This window comes from Marinomonas pontica (genome assembly GCF_026191375.1).
Taxonomy (GTDB): Bacteria; Pseudomonadota; Gammaproteobacteria; order Pseudomonadales; family Marinomonadaceae; genus Marinomonas; species Marinomonas pontica.
The window spans coordinates 1-18,353 of sequence record NZ_JAODTL010000009.1 but is presented as its reverse complement, the minus strand read 5'-3'; the positions used below and the strand labels follow the sequence as shown (position 1 = coordinate 18,353).

At 48.4% G+C, this 18,353-nt stretch carries 15 protein-coding genes and 3 pseudogenes; 7 read left to right on the top strand and 11 right to left on the bottom strand.

What is annotated here, in order from left to right; translation table 11 throughout:
- The first annotated feature begins 13 nt into the window (after positions 1 to 13).
- The 3 genes and pseudogenes from astA to astB all read left to right on the top strand — a co-directional run bounded on the left by astA (position 14) and on the right by astB (position 3,976).
- Positions 14 to 1,070 (top strand): annotated as a pseudogene (gene astA, locus N5P32_RS01075) (arginine N-succinyltransferase).
- Between the two features lie 27 nt (positions 1,071 to 1,097).
- A pseudogene (gene astD / locus N5P32_RS01070) lies at positions 1,098 to 2,572 on the top strand (succinylglutamate-semialdehyde dehydrogenase).
- 57 nt (positions 2,573 to 2,629) lie between these two features.
- Entirely contained in the window at positions 2,630 to 3,976 is a 1,347-nt protein-coding gene (astB, locus tag N5P32_RS01065; RefSeq protein WP_265727361.1) for an N-succinylarginine dihydrolase, read from the top strand.
- A 431-nt stretch (positions 3,977 to 4,407) separates the two neighbouring features.
- Here astB and N5P32_RS01060 read toward each other — a convergent pair whose 3' ends face one another.
- From N5P32_RS01060 to cbiB, 8 genes are all read right to left on the bottom strand, one after another.
- Positions 4,408 to 4,773, bottom strand: coding sequence for an endonuclease domain-containing protein (locus tag N5P32_RS01060; RefSeq protein ID WP_265727360.1), 366 nt, complete (start codon positions 4,771 to 4,773; stop codon positions 4,408 to 4,410).
- Between the two features lie 407 nt (positions 4,774 to 5,180).
- Positions 5,181 to 5,513, bottom strand: a complete 333-nt coding sequence (locus N5P32_RS01055; RefSeq protein ID WP_265727359.1) for a DUF1904 family protein — start codon at positions 5,511 to 5,513, stop codon at positions 5,181 to 5,183.
- A 53-nt stretch (positions 5,514 to 5,566) separates the two neighbouring features.
- Entirely contained in the window at positions 5,567 to 5,974 is a 408-nt protein-coding gene (locus N5P32_RS01050) for a DUF2914 domain-containing protein (protein WP_265727358.1), read from the bottom strand.
- Positions 5,975 to 6,182: 208 nt separating this feature from the next.
- Positions 6,183 to 6,680, bottom strand: coding sequence for a xanthine phosphoribosyltransferase (gene gpt, locus N5P32_RS01045; RefSeq protein WP_265727357.1), 498 nt, complete (start codon positions 6,678 to 6,680; stop codon positions 6,183 to 6,185).
- 37 nt (positions 6,681 to 6,717) lie between these two features.
- On the bottom strand, positions 6,718 to 7,230 hold the full coding sequence (cobU, locus tag N5P32_RS01040) for a bifunctional adenosylcobinamide kinase/adenosylcobinamide-phosphate guanylyltransferase (RefSeq protein WP_265727356.1): 513 nt from the start codon (positions 7,228 to 7,230) through the stop codon (positions 6,718 to 6,720).
- Complete coding sequence (locus tag N5P32_RS01035; RefSeq protein ID WP_265727355.1) at positions 7,227 to 8,348, bottom strand: aminotransferase class I/II-fold pyridoxal phosphate-dependent enzyme; 1,122 nt, start codon at positions 8,346 to 8,348, stop codon at positions 7,227 to 7,229. Before N5P32_RS01035 ends, cobU begins: the two co-directional genes overlap by 4 nt.
- A complete protein-coding gene (locus N5P32_RS17870) occupies positions 8,333 to 8,518 on the bottom strand; it encodes a hypothetical protein (RefSeq protein ID WP_322783797.1) in 186 nt (61 codons plus the stop codon). Before N5P32_RS17870 ends, N5P32_RS01035 begins: the two co-directional genes overlap by 16 nt.
- Positions 8,519 to 8,541: 23 nt before the next feature.
- On the bottom strand, positions 8,542 to 9,324 hold the full coding sequence (gene cbiB, locus N5P32_RS01030) for an adenosylcobinamide-phosphate synthase CbiB (RefSeq protein ID WP_322783796.1): 783 nt from the start codon (positions 9,322 to 9,324) through the stop codon (positions 8,542 to 8,544).
- A gap of 86 nt (positions 9,325 to 9,410) precedes the next feature.
- On the opposite strand from cbiB, the gene N5P32_RS01025 reads away from it, so the two are divergent.
- The gene (locus N5P32_RS01025) at positions 9,411 to 10,898 is read left to right on the top strand and encodes a cobyric acid synthase (protein ID WP_265727354.1); all 1,488 of its coding nucleotides are present in this window, start codon (positions 9,411 to 9,413) and stop codon (positions 10,896 to 10,898) included.
- A gap of 255 nt (positions 10,899 to 11,153) precedes the next feature.
- Here the strand turns inward: N5P32_RS01025 and galE are convergent, their stop codons facing one another.
- The 3 genes from galE to N5P32_RS01010 form a co-directional block, all read right to left on the bottom strand.
- The gene (gene galE, locus N5P32_RS01020; RefSeq protein ID WP_265727353.1) at positions 11,154 to 12,176 is read right to left on the bottom strand and encodes a UDP-glucose 4-epimerase GalE; all 1,023 of its coding nucleotides are present in this window, start codon (positions 12,174 to 12,176) and stop codon (positions 11,154 to 11,156) included.
- A gap of 212 nt (positions 12,177 to 12,388) precedes the next feature.
- Positions 12,389 to 13,069 (bottom strand): glycosyltransferase family 32 protein, encoded by a 681-nt coding sequence (locus tag N5P32_RS01015; RefSeq protein WP_265727352.1) that lies wholly within the window; start codon positions 13,067 to 13,069, stop codon positions 12,389 to 12,391.
- Positions 13,070 to 13,263: 194 nt separating this feature from the next.
- Positions 13,264 to 14,634 carry an MATE family efflux transporter gene (locus N5P32_RS01010; protein ID WP_265727351.1) on the bottom strand — a complete coding sequence of 457 codons (1,371 nt, stop codon included), beginning with the start codon at positions 14,632 to 14,634 and terminating at the stop codon, positions 13,264 to 13,266.
- A gap of 584 nt (positions 14,635 to 15,218) precedes the next feature.
- Between N5P32_RS01010 and N5P32_RS01005 the strand changes: the two genes are divergently transcribed.
- The 3 genes and pseudogenes from N5P32_RS01005 to N5P32_RS00995 form a co-directional block, all read left to right on the top strand.
- The gene (locus N5P32_RS01005) at positions 15,219 to 16,130 is read left to right on the top strand and encodes a LysO family transporter (protein WP_265727350.1); all 912 of its coding nucleotides are present in this window, start codon (positions 15,219 to 15,221) and stop codon (positions 16,128 to 16,130) included.
- Positions 16,131 to 16,772: 642 nt separating this feature from the next.
- Entirely contained in the window at positions 16,773 to 17,492 is a 720-nt protein-coding gene (locus N5P32_RS01000; protein ID WP_265727349.1) for an FKBP-type peptidyl-prolyl cis-trans isomerase, read from the top strand.
- Between the two features lie 161 nt (positions 17,493 to 17,653).
- A pseudogene (locus tag N5P32_RS00995) lies at positions 17,654 to 18,353 on the top strand (hypothetical protein); the annotation flags it as partial.

Here is an 18,353-nt window from a genome sequence, read left to right as displayed (position 1 = left end):
GAGGAAAATCATCATGATGGTCATACGCCCTATTTGTCAAAATGACCTGAAGTCACTGTACCGACTTGCAGAAAAAACAGGGGTTGGTTTTACCTCCTTGGTGTCTGACGAGGCCATTCTTCAGAAAAAAATCGATGGTGCGGTACGTTCTTTTAACAAAGAAAATGTCACCGCGCCTCACAATGAAGACTATTTGATGGTGCTAGAAGACACGACAACAGGTGACATTGTTGGCACCTGCGGCATCTTGGCCACCGTTGGTTTAGACGAGCCATTCTACAGCTACCACCTAGGCACCATTACTCACGCTTCCCGTGAGCTTGGCGTACACAATGCGGTTCCAACGCTGATTCTAAACAACGACTTCACTGGATTCAGCGAGATTTGTACCCTGTTTTTAGAAGAAGACTACCGTCATTCCAAAAATGGTCAGCTGCTGTCCAAAGCCCGCTTTATGTTCATGGCACAATTTCCAGAACGCTTCACCGAAAAAGTCTTTGCTGAAATGCGTGGTGTCAGTAACGAAGACGGTGTTTCGCCACTTTGGGAAAGTCTTGGTCGCCATTTTTTTCTCTATCGACTTCAAAGAAGCCGACGAACTGACTTCCCAAGGCAACAAGCAGTTTATTGCGGAACTCATGCCGAACAACCCGGTGTACGTAAACTTGCTACCAAAAGAAGCAAGAGACGTACTGGGGCAAGTGCATAAAAACACCGTGCCAGCGCGCCGTCTTTTAGAACAAGAAGGCTTTCGCTACGAAAACTACGTCGATATTTTTGACGGTGGCCCAAGCCTAGAAGCGCGCGTACAAGACATTCGCGCAGTTCGCGACAGCCGTTTGTGCTTAGCCAATATTGGCCAGCCAAAAGGCATGAGCGCAAACCTGAACGAAGGCAATTACTACCTCGTATCCAATGCGAAAGTGGCTGACTTCCGTTGCATACTGATCCAGCGTTCTATTCCGCCGGGCAGCGCCATGACATTAACTCAAGAAGAAGCCGACAGTCTTTGCATCACCAATAAAGAACCGGTGCGCATTGTCGAACTGTCACCTTACTCAAGACATTAATTTAGGCGTCACAAAAGAGGAACCAGCATGAAACAAGCACATTACATCAATGGACAATGGTTACAAGGTGAAGGCTCAGGCGTTCAGCTCGATCGATCCTGCGGACGCCACGTTGGTTTGGCAGGCCAATGCCGCCAGTGCTGCGCAAGTTGACCTTGCGATTGATTCGGCTCGAAGCGCATTCCCAAGCTGGGCCAATCGCCCGTTGGAAGAGCGCATCGCCATCATTGAACAATTTGCCGCTTTACTAAAAGAGCGCAGTGAAGACATTGCAACAACCATCAGCCGTGAAACGGGCAAACCGATTTGGGAGACACGAACCGAAGCCGCGGCCATGATTGGCAAAGTCACTATTTCACAGCAGGCTTACCACGAAAGAACCGGTGGAAAAAACCACCCCTATGCCGGGCGCAACAGCGCGTTTGCGTCATCGTCCACATGGTGTCGTTGCGGTATTTGGGCCATACAACTTCCCGGGGCATTTACCCAATGGCCACATTGTGCCAGCCCTAATTGCAGGCAATACTGTGGTGTTCAAACCCAGTGAACAAGCTCCTGCTACCTCCGATATTATTCTTCAACTGTGGGAAAAAGCAGGCTTGCCAGCGGGCGTACTCAACATGATTCAGGGCGAGCGCGACACCGGCGTTGCATTGGCAAATCATCCAGGTATTGATGGCTTGTTCTTCACTGGCAGCCCTCAAGTCGGTCACATATTACACAAAGACTTCGCCGGTCATCCGGGCAAAATTTTGGCCTTAGAAATGGGCGGCAACAACCCATTGCTGGTATCAGAAAAGGTGGCTGATCAACGCGCTGCGGTTCACGAAATCATCCAGTCAGCGTTTATCTCAGCAGGACAACGTTGCACTTGCGCACGTCGCTTATTAGTGCCAAAAGGCGCGCTGGGCGATGCGATATTGCACACACTGATTACCGCAACAAAAGCCCTTAAAATCGACCGTTACGACGCCAGCGAACAGCCGTTTATGGGGCCAATCGTTTCAGCACAGGCGGCAGACGGTTTAATGCAAGCGTACCAAAAACTCATCGCCCTAGGCGCAGAGCCGTTATTGGAAATGACGCGCGGTGACAGCCAAACAGGCTTTGTCACGCCAGGCATTATCGACGCCACCAGCATGCTAGATACGCTACCAGACCAAGAGTATTTTGGTCCTTTGTTGACCGTGATTCGCTACGACTCACTCGAACAAGCCATGGTCATCGCGAACCACACCCAATTTGGTTTATCTGCAGGCATATTGTCCGACGATGCCGCCGAGTACGAATGGTTTTTGCAGCATAGCCGAGCAGGCATTATTAACTGGAACCGCCAAACAACCGGCGCCTCCAGCAACGCGCCGTTTGGTGGCACTGGCGCCAGTGGCAACCACAGAGCGAGCGCTTACTACGCCGCCGACTATTGCGCGTACCCAGTGGCCAGCATCGAGGCAGACAGCCTGACCATGCCAGAAAAATTAGGACCAGGATTGACGCTGTAACGCAGCGTCTTCTCCATCATTCCCACAGACAATGATTGAACAGACATCGAGGACATCATGAACAAAGCGACAGAAGCCAATTTTGATGGCTTAGTGGGCCCAACCCACAACTACAGCGGCCTATCTTTTGGTAACGTCGCGTCATTGAATAACTCAGCCCGTCCATCCAACCCAAAAGCCGCCGCAAAACAGGGCTTGGTAAAAATGAAGGCCTTGGCCGACATGGGATTCGTACAAGGCGTTCTTGCGCCCCATGAACGTCCACATATCCCGACATTACGAAAACTGGGCTTTACAGGCAGCGATGCAGACATCCTAGCAAGCGCAGCGAAACACGCACCAAAGTTATTGGCGGCAGTAAGCTCTGCGTCTTGCATGTGGACGGCCAACGCCGCCACCGTCTCACCCAGCGGAGATACGCATGACCAACGCGTGCATTTTTCACCCGCCAACTTGGTCAACAAATTTCATCGCTCCATCGAACACGAAACCACAGGGGCGATCTTACAAGCGACCTTCAACGACGAAAAACATTTCGCTCATCACCCTGCGCTCCCTAGCGTTGAGCATTTTGGCGATGAAGGCGCCGCCAACCATACCCGCTTCTGCGACCAATATGGCGAGCAAGGCATCGAATTTTTCGTATATGGAATGGAAGCTTTCAACAGCAACGCTCCTCGCCCTGCAAAATTTCCGGCTCGTCACACACTAGAAGCCTCGCAAGCGGTTGCTCGTCGTCATGGCTTGTCTGTAGACCAAGTGGTTTACGCCCAACAAAATCCTGACGTGATCGACGCAGGCGTTTTCCATAACGACGTCATCGCCGTAGGGAATCGCAACGCACACTTTTATCACCAAGAAGCCTTCTTAGACACCGCAAAAATGAAGCAAGATCTGCTGACCGCATGGGGAGACAGAGCGTCTCAATTCCATCTAATTGAAGTGCCAAGCAATGCGGTATCCGTACAAGACTGCATTCAGTCTTACCTGTTTAACAGCCAATTGCTCAGCCGTGGTGATAACGACATGGTGCTTGTTGTGCCGGGTGAATGTGAAAACAACCCAGCCGTGTGGGCGTACTTGAACAGCCTAGTGTCGGGACAATCACCGATAAACGAAGTCAAAGTCTTCGACCTAAAACAAAGCATGAGCAACGGCGGCGGCCCTGCTTGCCTTCGTCTTCGCGTCGCCTTAACCGAAGCAGAACAACACGCAATCAACCCATCAACACTCATGAATGACGTACTGTTCGAACGTTTAAACCACTGGGTAGACAAACACTACCGCGACGAACTGCATGAAAAAGACCTTGCCGACCCACAGTTACTCATCGAAAGCCGCAACGCATTAGATGAACTAACCCACATACTGAACCTAGGCAACGTCTACGAATTTCAGCGTTAAAACGACAACCCCTCCCTAGCCCTCCCCTTGAAGATAAGGGGAGGGAACAGTAACTCGGTGTCCTAGCCCCTCCCACTTGTGTCTTGAAGAAGAGACAACAACCCCTCCCTAACCCTCCCCTTGAAGATAAGGGGAGGGAACAGTAACTCGGTATCCTAGCCCCTCCCTTGTGTCTTGAAGAAGAGAAACAACCCCTCCCTAACCCTCCCCTTGAAGATAAGGGAGGGAACTGTAACTCGGTATCCTAGCCCCTCCCACTTGTGTCTTGAAGAAGAGATAACAACCCCTCCCTAACCCTCCCCTTGAAGATAAGGGGTGGGAACAGTAACTCGGTGTACTAACCCTTATCTTGTGTCTTGAAGAGGTGGGAATGGTAACTCGGTGTACTAGCCCCTCCCCCTTGTGTCTTGAAGGGGGAGGCTGGGAGGGGGTTATTTTGTTGGTTGGGTACTCTGAAGAACCCTATCTAATACAGAGTCTAGATTTTCAAGGATGTCTTGATTGGTGAAACGCATTACTTGAAGTCCCAAAGATTTCATAAAATCATCACGCTTTCGGTCGTAAATCTGAGTGTCGGGGTTGTAATGACTATCACCATCAATCTCAATGACTAGACGCTTTTCAGGACAATAAAAATCTACTATGTAAGGACCAATTCCATGCTGTCTTCGAAATTTCATTCCAAGTTGACGCCCCCTGATATGGCGCCATAATCGCCGTTCGGGTTCTGGCATAGCTTCTCGTAAGTTCACTCTAAAATAATGGTTCTTTTTCAGATTAAATATTCGTTCGCTCATTCCGTAAGCCTTTGACAGTAAAGTAATAACCCCTCCCTAGCCCTCCCCTTGAAGATAAGGGGAGGGAACAGTAACTCGGTATCCTAGCCCCTCCCCCTTGTGTCTTGAAGAAGAGACAACAACCCTCCCTAACCCTCCCCTTGAAGATAAGGGGTGGGAACAGTAGCTCGGTATCCTAGCCCCTCCCACTTGCGTCTTGAAGAAGAGACAACAACCCCTCCCTAGCCCTCCCCTTGAAGATAAGGGGAGGGAACAGTAACTCGGTACCCTAGCCCCTCCCCCTTGTATCTTGAAGAAGAGACAACACCCCCTCACTAACCCTCCCCTTGAAGATAAGGGGAGGGAACTGTAACTCGGTGCCCTCGTCTTACCCTTCCCTTAAAAGTATGAGGTTTAAAGGCTTTCGATTAAAAATGCTCGCCATTCTCGTAATAATCCTTGCCTTGCAAGTCTCTAAACAACACGGTGATGTCTTGTCCGCTGTCGACTAAAGGTCTAACCAGTTCTTCGATCAATAACGCGACTTTGCGTTTGACGTCGTCGCCTCGGTCAAACCATAAAATTTCAATGAAGGGATACGCAGGAGAAGCCCCACCCACGGCAAGGTAGGTGGTGGCTTGGAATTCCAAGGTGAAATGTGAGTTTGGCGTGTCCGTAATTTCCGCCAAGTTTTCAATGAGAATATCGGCAATCGACTCTAGTTCGTCAAAAGCCAACCCTCGTACACGTAAATGAGGCATAAAAAGTCCTTACTCAAGTCAGAAAAATAAACCACGAGAGCATGCCTGATTTTCTAGCCTTCATCTACATAATCAAATGAATAAGTGGCAACAACATTGCCATCTTGCACCACGTCAACGCTCCATTTGCCGTCAAAGCCCGGCATAAGTCGCTTGCTAGACCATACGCGCCATCGGTCGCCGCCGATATCAAAATCCACATCCGCTTGTTCTTCGCCATCCAGTTTCCAGCGGTGAACCACTTGGCTACCAGACATATCGCGCAAATCGGTGAAGAAATATACGCGCTGAATTTCCCCGTACTCCACTTTCACCATGCTACCAATGTTGTCGATGGGTTCACGGTCAATGACGTCGGTGGTGAATTGCGCGCGTGCTACAGTGCCTTCAGCAAAAGCCGGCAGTATGGTCGCGAACGACAAAAAACCAGCCAATGCAACTCGGGTTAGCGTTTGCCACATATTGAAATCCTATTGTGATGATTGAGTCTTTTGCTCACAACTCAGAGCAAATCGGTAAAAGCATAAGGTTAAAAAAAGGTCTAGCCATAACGTTAGCTGATAAAGGTGTAAAAGAAACGAGAGTTTTGTGAAATTTTGCAATATCTCTCGTTTCTTTTGTTTAGAACCATAGTGTTAATGTTGAGCGTAGAAAAGACGAGAACGGGGATTACTTACCTTGACGATCCGCCAATGGCGTGGAAAAGGTGTATTCCATGTCCCAAGGAAAACGAATCCATGTGTCTTGGCTGACTTCGGTTATAAACGTATCCACCAATGGCTTTCCTGCGGGTTTCGCATAAATCGTCGCGAAGTGAGCTTTGGGCAACATTTCACGAACTTTAGCCGCTGTTCGCCCCGTATCCACTAGGTCGTCTACCAAAATAAAGCCTTCACCGTCGCCTTCCACGCCTTTTAATACGTTTAAGTCGCCTTGTTTCATGGCTCCCTCACCGTTTTCACCTTCGCTGTAACTGACGATACAAATGGTATCGATCAAACGAATGTCCATTTCACGGCACAAAATAGCGGCGGGCACCAAACCACCTCGAGTAATGGCAATAATGCCTTTCCAAGGGCCTTGTTCCAACAAGCGCCAAGACAAAGCGCGGGCATTTCGGTGCAGCTCTTCCCAAGAAACTGGGAAATCTTTTGAATAAGGGGTCATCAACGCTCCTACGCTTTTCGCGAATAGAAATACAATATTAGGATTTTAGCGGTAGAGGCAGCCCTGCCGCAACAAAAGTTACCCGATCGGTCAATTTAGCTAACGCCTGATTCATCATACCCAATTCATCGCCGAATCGGCGCGCCAACGCATTCATCGGCATTATCCCTAACCCCACCTCACTCGACACCAGAACCAAGTCACCCTGGAAGCTCGCGACAGCATCAAGCAGAGCCTGCTTTTCTTGCGCTAATCGCTCTTCGTCTTCCAGACACAGTAGGTTCGTCATCCACAAGCTAAAACATTCAACAATCACCGCTTGCTGAGGATCATTCAGCAAATCCAATACGTCAGCGAGCGCCAAGGGCTCCTCGATCAATCGCCACGACGAAGGTCGGCGCGTTTGATGCAGTTGTACTCGCGAGGCCATTTCGTCATCCCATACCTGAGACGTAGCCACGTAGCACACCGATTTATGACTGTCTGCGATTTGCGCTTCCGCAAAGGCACTTTTGCCGCTACGGACGCCCCCTAAAACCAGATGCTTCATGCTAGCTGCCCTCTTGAAAAGCCCTGCGTTTGGCTTCCTGCTGTTTTTAACAGACGAATCAACGCACTGTTTAAGGCGTCCATTTCAGCCAACGCGGGTAAAGCAACGCGAATCCAACCGTCACCTAACCGTGTGTGAATGCCGACGTGGTGTAGCATTTCAAATACTTTCGCAGCGTATTCCTCACTGTCGAGATACCAGGTAATAAACAAGGGATTCAACACGCTGTCTTGGGAATCAAAAATGGTATTGAACTTGGGCATAATGCGTTCAACAAACGCCGTTTGGCGCACCTGTAACGCCTGTAATGCTTGTGCCTGCCAGGATACATCGGCCAATGCCAAGCACACCAAATGCAAGCTCGCAGTCGACACCGGCCACGGCCCCATTAGGTTTTTTAAAGCAAGCTGCCAACGTGGCGCACAGAACGCAAAACCCACACGCGCACCGGCTAAACCAAAAAACTTTCCGACGGAACGCAACACAAATACCGCTTCGCTCAAGGGCGCATCTTGGTACAACCGCAACACGCTGCGTTCTGGGCAAGGGTCGATAAACGCTTCATCCACCACCAAACAGCCGCCGGTTTTTTCCGCATGAGCAATCAGTGTAGACAACATCTCGGATGTAGCCCATTCGCCGGTTGGGTTATTGGGATGTATCACCACCGCCACCGCCCAATCTAACGTGACAAGCTCGGCCAAATCATCGTAATAGACAACATCATAGCCCCACTTCTTCCAAGCAAAAGCGTGTTCCTGATAACCGATTCTTGGCACACAAACGGTGCTATTATCTGTCTCTTGGTACTCGCGCAACAACGGCGGCAAGGACTCGATAATATGCTGTGACCCAGCGCCAACGGCACTTGGGCGGCGCGAAAAATAACGCTCGCCTTCATCCAACAACGCCGTTTGGTCTGGCAAATTCATCCACAATTCCGGCGCAATGCTGGGAACAGGCCAAGGCTCTCGATTGCAAGCAGACGACAAATCCAACCAATTCAATGCTTCATTGCCCACCTTACGCTGCCAATAGGCCAAATCACCACCATGCTTCGGCGGTGTAAGCGCTAAGTTCACCGCTGTTTTAGCTGAATGCATCACACCAGCAGACATATCACCGCTCCCCATAAATACACACTTTTATCCACCAGCAAAATCGCTTCCTTTAAATGCTTTACCTGCGGCTTGTCGCCTTCGCCCAAAATCGGGCGGCTTTCTGTCTTACCGAAGTACACCGCCTCGCCGCCTAACTGAACGCCTAACGCGCCAGCACCGGAGGCCATGACTGGCCCCGCATTCGGGCTTTTCAACGCGCCGAAGGTTGGCGAGCGCTGCGCAAGGCACGGTGCCACTGACCGCACGCAGCGTAGCTATACACCACCAATCGTGCAGGAATATAATTCAATACATCATCAAAGCGCGCCGCAAACCAACCAAAGTACAACAGCGATGAGGTTTTGTAGCCCCACATGGCGTCTAACGTATTGGCAAGTCGGTACAAAAGTACACCCGGCGCCCCCAAGAGCAAGAACCAAAAAATCGGCGCAAATATCGCATCACTGCCATTTTCCAACACCGACTCTATACCCGCTTTTGCCACCGCCGATTCATCTAAGTTCTGCGGGTCTCGGCTGACGATATAACTCACCGCAAGACGGGCTTCATCCAGCTTTTCATTCGTCAACGGCATGGAAGACAAAGGCTGATAAATCGCCAAGGCATGCTCTCGCAAACTTTGCCAACCAATCGAAAAATACAGCACCAACACCGTCAGTATGTTGTCCAAAAACGTGGGCAATACCCAAAGCAGCACGAATAAAATCAGCACCCAAGGCATCACAGCCAGACACCATGCGAGAACACCCGCCAAGCGTTGTCGACTCGCACTCGCGTCTAAAGGCAGCTGACCGTATTGACGACACAAATCCACCCAACGGCCAAACCAAACCAAAGGGTGCCAACTTTTGGGCTCGCCCAGCAACCGATCCAGTACCAGTGCCGCCACCAGCATCCAGCCCGTTGCCGATATCCAACTCACAAGGCCAACAAGAAAGCCGCCAAAAATACTGTCTAAATTAGAAGGGATCATAAATATAGGTCGTTTTTTCACTTAACACGGTGAACAGGTAAGGTAGAATTCTACCATCGAATTGATTTAAAGCGTGATGAACCTGAATGACAGCGTTTAGTTTAATGATACAAGGCACCACTTCCGATGCGGGAAAAAGCACGTTGGTTACCGCACTTTGCCGCCTACTCGCTCGACGTGGGATTCAAGTGGCTCCTTTTAAGCCACAAAACATGGCACTAAACAGTGCCGTCACCCAAGATGGCAACGAGATTGGCCGCGCGCAAGCCGTACAAGCCTACGCGGCAGGACTTGCCCCCCATGTGGACATGAACCCCATACTGCTCAAACCCAACACAGACACGGGCGCGCAAGTCATCATTCAAGGAAAAGCCGTTGGCAACATGAACGCCGTTGGCTATCACGAATACAAAAACATCGCCAAAGTCGCCGCATTGGATTCTTACCATCGCTTGGCCGAACAATATCAAGCCGTCATCATTGAAGGCGCAGGCAGCCCAGCCGAGATCAACCTACGCGCGCGTGACATCGCTAACATGGGCTTTGCAGAAAGCATCGACTGTCCGGTGATTATCATCGCCGACATCGACAAAGGCGGCGTCTTTGCCCATCTTGTTGGTACATTAGATTTGCTCAGCCAAAGCGAGCAAGACCGTGTGATTGGCTTTGTCATCAACCGCTTTCGTGGCGACATCAGCCTATTGCAATCGGGACTGGATTGGCTGGAAGAGCGCACTGGCAAACCGGTGCTCGGAGTATTGCCTTACCTCATGGGCTTTCATCTGGAATCGGAAGACGCCGTAACCAAAAGCCCAATAAAAACCGACACCAACGCCAAGCTAAACATCGTCATCCCCATCATGCCACGCACCAGCAATCACACTGACTGGGACGCGTTACGCCTTCACCCCGATGTACAAGTCACGCTAATCGGCGCCAATGAACCAATTCCACCCGCCGACCTAGTGATCTTACCGGGCAGCAAAAGCGTGCAAAGCGACCTCGCCTTCTTACGCCAAGAAGGCTGGCAAGACTATCTGAAAAAACACCTAAGATACGGCGGAAAAGTCATCGGGATTTGTGGCGGCTACCAAATGCTCGGCGAACAACTGCGAGACCCATTAGGACTGGAAAACCCACACCCCGACACCCAATCGGCTGGCTTCGGCTTGATTCCGATGGAAACCGTACTTGAAAAAGACAAACAGCTAAAACAACGCCAAGGAACCCTCTCCTTCACCACCACATCAACCGACGTAACAGGCTATGAGATTCACTCTGGCGTATCGCGATTTTCCCAAAACGTGATGCACTTCTGCGTACTAGAAAATGGTGAAAAAGAAGGCTATGTTTCCAACGACAACCAAATCATCGGCACCTATCTACACGGCGTCTTTGACCACCCAGACGCCCTACACGCCCTACTCAACTGGGCCGGCGTAAAGAATGCAGCCACCTTCGACTACGACCAATACCGAGACAGCGAAATCAACCGCCTCGCCGACAGCGCCGAACAACACATCAACATCGATGCGTTAATCAAAACATGCCGAGCATTTCAGAAGAGTAACTAGCTCCTCCCCCTACTAAGGAGGAGGTTGGGAGGGGTCAAAATCCCTTAGCCCCTCCCCCTGCTAAGGGGGAGGCTGGGAGGGGTCAAAATCCCTTAGCCCCTCCCCCTGCTAAGGGGGAGGTTGGGAGGGGGTCAAAATCCCTTAGCCCCTCCCCCTGCTAAGGGGGAGGTTGGGAGAGGGTCAAAATCCCTTAGCCCCTCCCCCTGCTAAGGGGGAGGTTGGGAGGGGTCAAAATCCCTTAGCCCCTGCTAAGGGTTACTCAGCATAACCCTGCGGATTGTTACTCTGCCAATTCCAAGCATCACGACACATGGTTTCCAGAGAAAGCTCAACTTGCCAGCCTAGCGCTTTCGCGGCTTTTTGTGGATCAGCATAAAACTCAGCAATATCGCCTGCACGTCTTGGCATTATTTCATAAGGGACTTTTTGATTTGATGCCTTTTCAAAAGCATGAACAACATCTAACACACTAAAGCCTTTGCCAGCACCTAGATTATAAGCTTCTATGCTTTTTACTTCTTGGCTCGCCAGTTTTTCAAGCGCTTTAATATGACCTAAAGCCAAATCCACCACATGAATATAATCTCTTACACCTGTTCCATCATGCGTTGGGTAATCACCGCCAAATACGCTGAGTTTGTCACGCTTGCCAACCGCAACTTGCGTAATAAAAGGCATCAGATTATTTGGGATACCATTCGGATCTTCGCCTATTAAGCCACTTGGGTGAGCACCAACCGGATTAAAATAGCGTAATAAAGACACATTCCATCGAGGATCAGCCATAAAAGCATCTTGTAAAAACTGCTCTATCATCACCTTGGTTCGCCCATATGGGCTTGTAGAACTCAGCGGAAAGTGCTCTACATAGGGAATGGGGTTGTTCTCGCCATAAACCGTTGCAGAAGAGCTAAACACCAGGTCAAACACACCCTGCTGAGCCATGGTATCTAACAAGATCAAGGTGCCAGTTAAATTGTTATGGTAGTAAGACAAAGGTATTTTTGTGGACTCGCCCACCGCTTTTAGACCTGCAAAATGAATAACCGCATGAATAGAATGCTTTTGGAAAACGGCATTTAAAGCAGTAGCGTCAAGTAAATCGACTTCATAAAAAGTCACTGTTTTGCCTGTGATTTGCTTAACTCGATTCAACACTTCAGGATTAGAGTTACACAAATTATCTACTACAACGACATCATAGCCCTGATTTAATAATTCCACGCATGTATGACTTCCAATAAAGCCAGTACCGCCCGTTACTAAAATTGTTTTCATACTATTTCGTACCTCAATCCTGCTACAAATGATACTAAAGGTGAATTATGCCTTTTTTAGTGAATTAAAAATGTACTGCCTTCTTTCGCGATACAGATCAGTTTCTTGATAATCTTTCTTATAGGTTTGTTTTGACACATAGCTAGCCATAAAAATAGCCATATCATCCATATTTACAGCATGGTAATTTGGCTGCTGCATCAGAATCTCATCTACATTTCCAGCTTGCTCATGACGAAGGGCTTCATTAAAAAATATCCAACACTAAAGTACGGCATGAAATGGTGTTGCTCGGCTGCATAAACAGCGTCTGCAAACAACCTTTCTCCATCCTTATCGGAATGACCAAGAGACTTCATATTATGGACAATGTACAAGCTCTGTTTACGAGCCTTAAAAAGATGCTCTAAAAATAAGGCTAATACATGTCTTATTACAAAATGCCCCTGTTGAGAGGCAATAAACCAAGCTTCAATAGGACGGGTTTTATTGCTCTTATGACGAAAAGTAAAAAATCCAGTTTGACGTGTACAATTTTGTAGCCATTCGTCTAACGGGCGCACACAAAACGTGGTGGTATCTACCCAGACACCACCATACATGCTTAATAGATACATTCTTAAAATATCAGCCTTCATTGCAAAGCCAAGATTAACTGTCGCAATGCAAAAAAGTGCATTAAAGTCAAAGCCTAAAAATTCATTCAAATTATGATCATTTAGTAAGACAAGATCGTAGTCTGGGTTTTTCTCTTTCCAACTTTGGACACTGACTTTAACGACATCTGGCGCGGCTTCCAAAGGGCTATTCCAATACAACCATAACTTCTTCGGAATCTCAGACGTTGACTCCCCTATATTCAAAGTTGCAGGAATCAGATGTTGTTCTAACACAATCCTTGCTTTCTGAGCTTTTTGGCTTGCTTCTGGATATTTTTCAGTCGGTAAACTTTGAAAATTAATTCCGTGATTAAAATTATAAATGTGATTTAAAAAGAGAGCTTAACTCGCAGAAATCTTAAGTCACGCTCAAAAAATTTACTCTTAACTATTTTCATATAAACATACCGATAAATTCAGACATTTCATCACGCCACTTCTCTTGGTGAGGCAATACGTTTGCCTTCATAACGCGCCACCACAATCCGAAAGCGCAGTATCAGTATTGTCGCTAATAACGTTAGACCTGCGCCTAGCCCGATATAAAAGCCTCGCAGTGACAAGGTTTCTGCCCAAGGGCTGTAGTGAGACAGCCAAAAGCCAAACGGAATACTCAAACCAAATAACGACACCGCAAAGGCGATCATACTAGAACGCGTATCACGAAAGCCCCGCAACGCTCCTGTAAAAACAGTTTGCAGCATATCAGGAAATTGATAACAGGAAGAGATCAATAAGATGCTCGCCGCCAATGCAACCACTTCCGCATTATTGCTGTAAATGTACGGAATGTGGTTATGGAAAACCTGCGTGATAATAAAGCACACACTGACATAAGAAAGCCCCAACAACACAATCACGCGGATACGTTTTCTCACGCCATCCACACCTTCTTTAGACATGGCTTTCGCAACAACAATGGCCGTGACCGCACTCATCGCCATCATAGGAGTAAACAAGAAAGACGTGTAGGACATGACAATCTGACCACCGCCCAACGCGAGATCACCAAAAGACGAAATCAGCCAAGTCATTGAAGAGAACAAGCCCACTTCAAAGGCAAAAGCAAAACCGGCTGGCGCACCGACATTCAGCAAGATGGAAAATTTACGGGTATAACGCCACACCAAACGTGTGAATAAAGGCGATTTATTGAAAAATCGGTCATACACAAAAAACAACGACACAGCCAAATACAAAGACAACGCCGACGCCAAAGCCGCGCCTTTTGCACCCAATTCCGGAAAGCCAAACTTGCCGAAAATCAGCACATAATTGAATAAAATATTCAGCACCAAGCCAAAGCTCGCCACAAACAAGGGAAAACCAGGACGACCAGCGGCTTCAAACAAATTTTTGTACGCCGTCATTAACGCCAACATCGGCAGCGCCGGCGCGAAGATATACAAATAAGAAACAGACACCTGTCTGGTTTCTTCTTCCGTGGCCATCAATGCCGCGAAGTGAGGCAATAAAAGAACAACAATCAAACTGGCTAACACACCAAGTCCAACCGACAACCCAACAGCCTGCGACATATACAAGTTCACCAGCTTTGGTTGTCTACCGTGTAAATGACGCGTCACCAACGGCGTAATACCAAACGTCACCCCAATCAAGAAACACCCCACAGGCAACCACAGACTAGACGCCAAGCCAACGGCCGCCAAATGCAACGCACTGTAATGCCCCAACATAATAGTATCGACCACGCTGATCGACAGCTCCAAGGTCATCGTCAACACCATAGGAAACAACAAATGCAGAATCTCTTTTAACACAGGAAAACGCTTAACCACACTTCACCGCCAACTATCCATAGAAAACACCAAAAACGACCGAGCAATCTAACACCGATCACCCAACATTGCACCGTTAACCAGCCTTATTTTGCTTCCCTATACGGCAGCACCAAAGCTCTCCCAACCTCCCCCTGCTAAGGGGAGGTTGGGAGGGGGTCAAAATCCCTTAGCCCCTCCTCCTGCTAAGGGGGAGGTTGGGAGGGGGTCAAAATCCCTTAGCCCCTCCCCCTGCCAAGGGGGAGGTCGGGAGGGGGTCAAAATCCCTTAGCCCCTCCCACTGCTAAGGGGGAGGTTGGGAGGGGGTCAAAATCCCTTAGCCCCTCCCCTGCCAAGGGGGAGGCTGGGAGGGGTCAAAATCCCTCAGCCCCTCCCCTGCTAAGGGGGAGGTTGGGAGGGGGTCAAAATCCCTTAGCCCCTCCCCCTACTAAGGGGGAGGCTGGGAGGGGGTCAAAAGCCACTTCTCTTGGGACCGTGATCCGACATTTACCTGAAACACAAAAACCAAACTTGTATTTACAACCCAATACCGAGAAAATGCCGCTCCACTATTTATTAGACTAAACAGGGAAGAAAGCACTTACATGACTATCCTCACCACACTTGGCCCACTATTAATCGCCCTACTTTTCGGCTATTGGGTGAATATACGCGTCTTTACCCCCACTCGCGTCGCAAAAGGCTTAGAGCAACTGGTATACCTGATATTAGGCTTAATCGGCTTTAGCCTTGGTGCACTGGACAATCTTGCCGAAAAATTGTTTATCGCAGGTTACCAAGCCATTGTGTTTTTTGTACTCATCAGTATTTTGAGTTTAGCGGGATTGTATTTTAGTGGTCTACGCTTTGGTGGCACCCACGCCGACAGCTTAGCGCAAGGCCCATCGGACAGTAAAAGCCATGCATTAATAGACGCCGCCAAAACCCTTGCTTGGGTGATTGGTGGTGTCATCGTCGGCATACTTGCCAAAGACTGGCTAACCGGTGTCGACGAATTGGTCACTGGCTTGCTGTACGTTTTGCTGTTTTTAATTGGTTGCCAGCTTCGTCAGGGCAATCACCGCCTGCGCAAACTGTTTTTGAACGCACAAGGCGTTATTATCGCTGTGGTGACAATCATCATGACCCTGTTAGCAGGTTGGATAGGCAGCCTAATATTAGGCCTAAATTGGAATCAAGGGCTTGCCGTTGTATCTGGCTTTGGTTGGTACAGTTTATCAGGCATTCTTATCACTGGCCTTGGTGATCCGGTACTGGGCACCACCGCCTTCTTGCTTGACCTTGGGCGTGAAATCTTGGCGCTCATGCTGATTCCGTTCTTAGCTCGCCTAAACAGCCATATGTCCGTCGGCTATTCCGGTGCCACCGCCATGGACTTCACCTTACCCATGTTAGGCAAGTTCCACGGCGCGCAAATCATCCCAGTGTGCATCGCCAGCGGCTTCATCATGAGCATTTTAGTGCCGATCCTGATTCCATTATTCCTAAGAGTCTAAAGTATTCACCTGTTTTCAATCACCCCCTCCCAGCCTCCCCCTTAGCAGGGGGAGGAGCCAAGTTCGCTTTTGTCCCTTCCCCTTATCTTCAAGGGGAAGGTTAGGATGGGGTTGTTAGCTTTATTAACCCCCTCCCAGCCTCCCCCTTAGCAGGGGGAGGAGCCAAGTTCACTTTTGTCCCTTCCCCTTATCTTCAAGGGGAAGGTTAGGATGGGGTTAAACAGTCAACAAACCGTAAAGACCGCCAAACAAAAAAAGCGGCTTTCGCAAACACCGTCATGCTTTTGTAAAATCGATTGTCAGGCAAAAGAACAGCGGATTAATCTCGCAGTACGTCTTGTGCTTTGTGGAACCGTTCTCTAAATAAGAGAGATCTTTTGAAACTCAAACAAAGTGTGCAGGTGAAGGGGTCGCTTTGGTAACGTACCAACATAAAATTGGCATAAACCGCCATGCTTATGTTAAAACTTTATGTTACAAAGGAACGACGGATCTGATTTTGCAAAGCACAAGGCGTATATCATGGTTCCTGCCTTGTTTCCGCCCCATCAAAGGCTTTCTATACGCTATGCAAATCGAACTCCGTCTTAATGCTTTACATCACTCAGTGATACACCCACAAATAATGGAACATCTTTCCTTATGAAAAAAATAGTTATGAAAAAAACACTTATTGCGGCGCTGGTTATGTCCTCTGTTTCTTTTGCGTACGCAGACGACAGTGCTATTAAACTCGACACTAAAGAACAGCGCCTAGGTTACAGCATTGGCACCATGTTTGGTTCACGCATGTCACAAGACTTTTCCGAACTAGACATGAAAACCTTCATGGCCGGTTTCCAAGATTCTTTTGCTGGAAAAGAAGGCAAAATGACCATGGATGAAGTCACCAAAACCATCCAAGCTTACCAGCAAGAACAAATGGAAAAAGCCCAAGTGGAGCAAGAAAAAGCCTCTGCTGAAGCCAAAGCCGAATCAGCGGCTTGGCTAAAAGAGAAAGAAGCCGAAGATGGCGTGATGAAGACCGATTCAGGCTTGCTGTATAAAGTCATCACTGAAGGCAAAGGCGACAAGCCAAGCGCCACAGACACAGTAAAAGTCGACTACGAAGGCAGCCTAACCGATGGCACCGTATTCGACAGCTCCTACAAACGTGGCGAAGCCATCACCTTCCCGCTAAACGGCGTTATTCCTGGTTGGACAGAAGGTCTGCAGCTTATGCCTGTTGGCTCTAAATACGAACTGTACATCCCTTCAGACCTCGCCTACGGCCCAGGTGGCACAGGCCCAATTCCACCGCATGCCGCACTGAAATTTGTGGTGGAATTGCATGATATCGAGAAGCCAGAAGCGACTAACTAAGCTTTCAAGCCCTCCCCCCAAAAAAGCCGCTTCATCTTTGGAGCGGCTTTTTTGTTCAAGTATTTTTACCCAATATATAAACCTATTGATGTAAGATATCCCTTGATAGACAATACAGCCTCAAAAATACACCAAGAACATGAGTCGAAAAGGAAATAGCGTTGAAGCTGAAAGAGTATATTCCCGCGATGAAAGCCGCTTACAAGCTGAAAAGAATTTCTCTGCAAACGCTTAAAGCGAAGACAGACAAATGCTTACCTATCATCGTGACACTGACTTCGATTCCATCTCGACTCGGTATTATTGACCTAACCATTCGCAGCTTATTAAACCAAACCAACAAACCTCAGAAAATATTACTGTGGTTAAACGAAGATTTACGTCATCAAATACCCAAAAAACTCACCGAACTGGAAGGCGACATTTTCGAAATTCGTTATCAAAAAGAACTCACCTGCTCACACAGAAAACTCATTTATTCACTGCTCGAATTTCCAGAAACCACTTTAGTAACCTGTGATGACGACCTCATTTATTCACAGTCCTGGTTAGAATCATTGCACAAAGAACACCAGCAGCACCCTAACAGTGTCATCGCGAACGAATGCCGCATGATTTCTTATGATACCGATGGCGAATTGCTTCCTTATAAGCAGTGGAAAATGCAAAAAGACACCAACATAGCCGATCAAAAACTACTACCAATAGGCTATGGCGGAGTATTGTACCCTGCCCATTCCCTGCACACGGATGCAACCAATCAGGAGCTATTTCTAACACTCACGCCAAAAGCAGACGATCTGTGGTTTAAAATGATGTCTTTTTTACAAGGAACCGAAGTTAGAAGAGCATCGACACCTG

Coding starts and splice junctions, on each gene's coding strand:
- astB (WP_265727361.1), top strand. CDS start 2,630: ATGAACAAAGCGACAGAAGCCAATTTTGATGGCTTAGTGGGCCCAACC.
- N5P32_RS01060 (WP_265727360.1), bottom strand. CDS start 4,773: ATGAGCGAACGAATATTTAATCTGAAAAAGAACCATTATTTTAGAGTG.
- N5P32_RS01055 (WP_265727359.1), bottom strand. CDS start 5,513: ATGCCTCATTTACGTGTACGAGGGTTGGCTTTTGACGAACTAGAGTCG.
- N5P32_RS01050 (WP_265727358.1), bottom strand. CDS start 5,974: ATGTGGCAAACGCTAACCCGAGTTGCATTGGCTGGTTTTTTGTCGTTC.
- gpt (WP_265727357.1), bottom strand. CDS start 6,680: ATGACCCCTTATTCAAAAGATTTCCCAGTTTCTTGGGAAGAGCTGCAC.
- cobU (WP_265727356.1), bottom strand. CDS start 7,230: ATGAAGCATCTGGTTTTAGGGGGCGTCCGTAGCGGCAAAAGTGCCTTT.
- N5P32_RS01035 (WP_265727355.1), bottom strand. CDS start 8,348: ATGTCTGCTGGTGTGATGCATTCAGCTAAAACAGCGGTGAACTTAGCG.
- N5P32_RS17870 (WP_322783797.1), bottom strand. CDS start 8,518: ATGGCCTCCGGTGCTGGCGCGTTAGGCGTTCAGTTAGGCGGCGAGGCG.
- cbiB (WP_322783796.1), bottom strand. CDS start 9,324: ATGATCCCTTCTAATTTAGACAGTATTTTTGGCGGCTTTCTTGTTGGC.
- N5P32_RS01025 (WP_265727354.1), top strand. CDS start 9,411: ATGACAGCGTTTAGTTTAATGATACAAGGCACCACTTCCGATGCGGGA.
- galE (WP_265727353.1), bottom strand. CDS start 12,176: ATGAAAACAATTTTAGTAACGGGCGGTACTGGCTTTATTGGAAGTCAT.
- N5P32_RS01005 (WP_265727350.1), top strand. CDS start 15,219: ATGACTATCCTCACCACACTTGGCCCACTATTAATCGCCCTACTTTTC.
- N5P32_RS01000 (WP_265727349.1), top strand. CDS start 16,773: ATGAAAAAAATAGTTATGAAAAAAACACTTATTGCGGCGCTGGTTATG.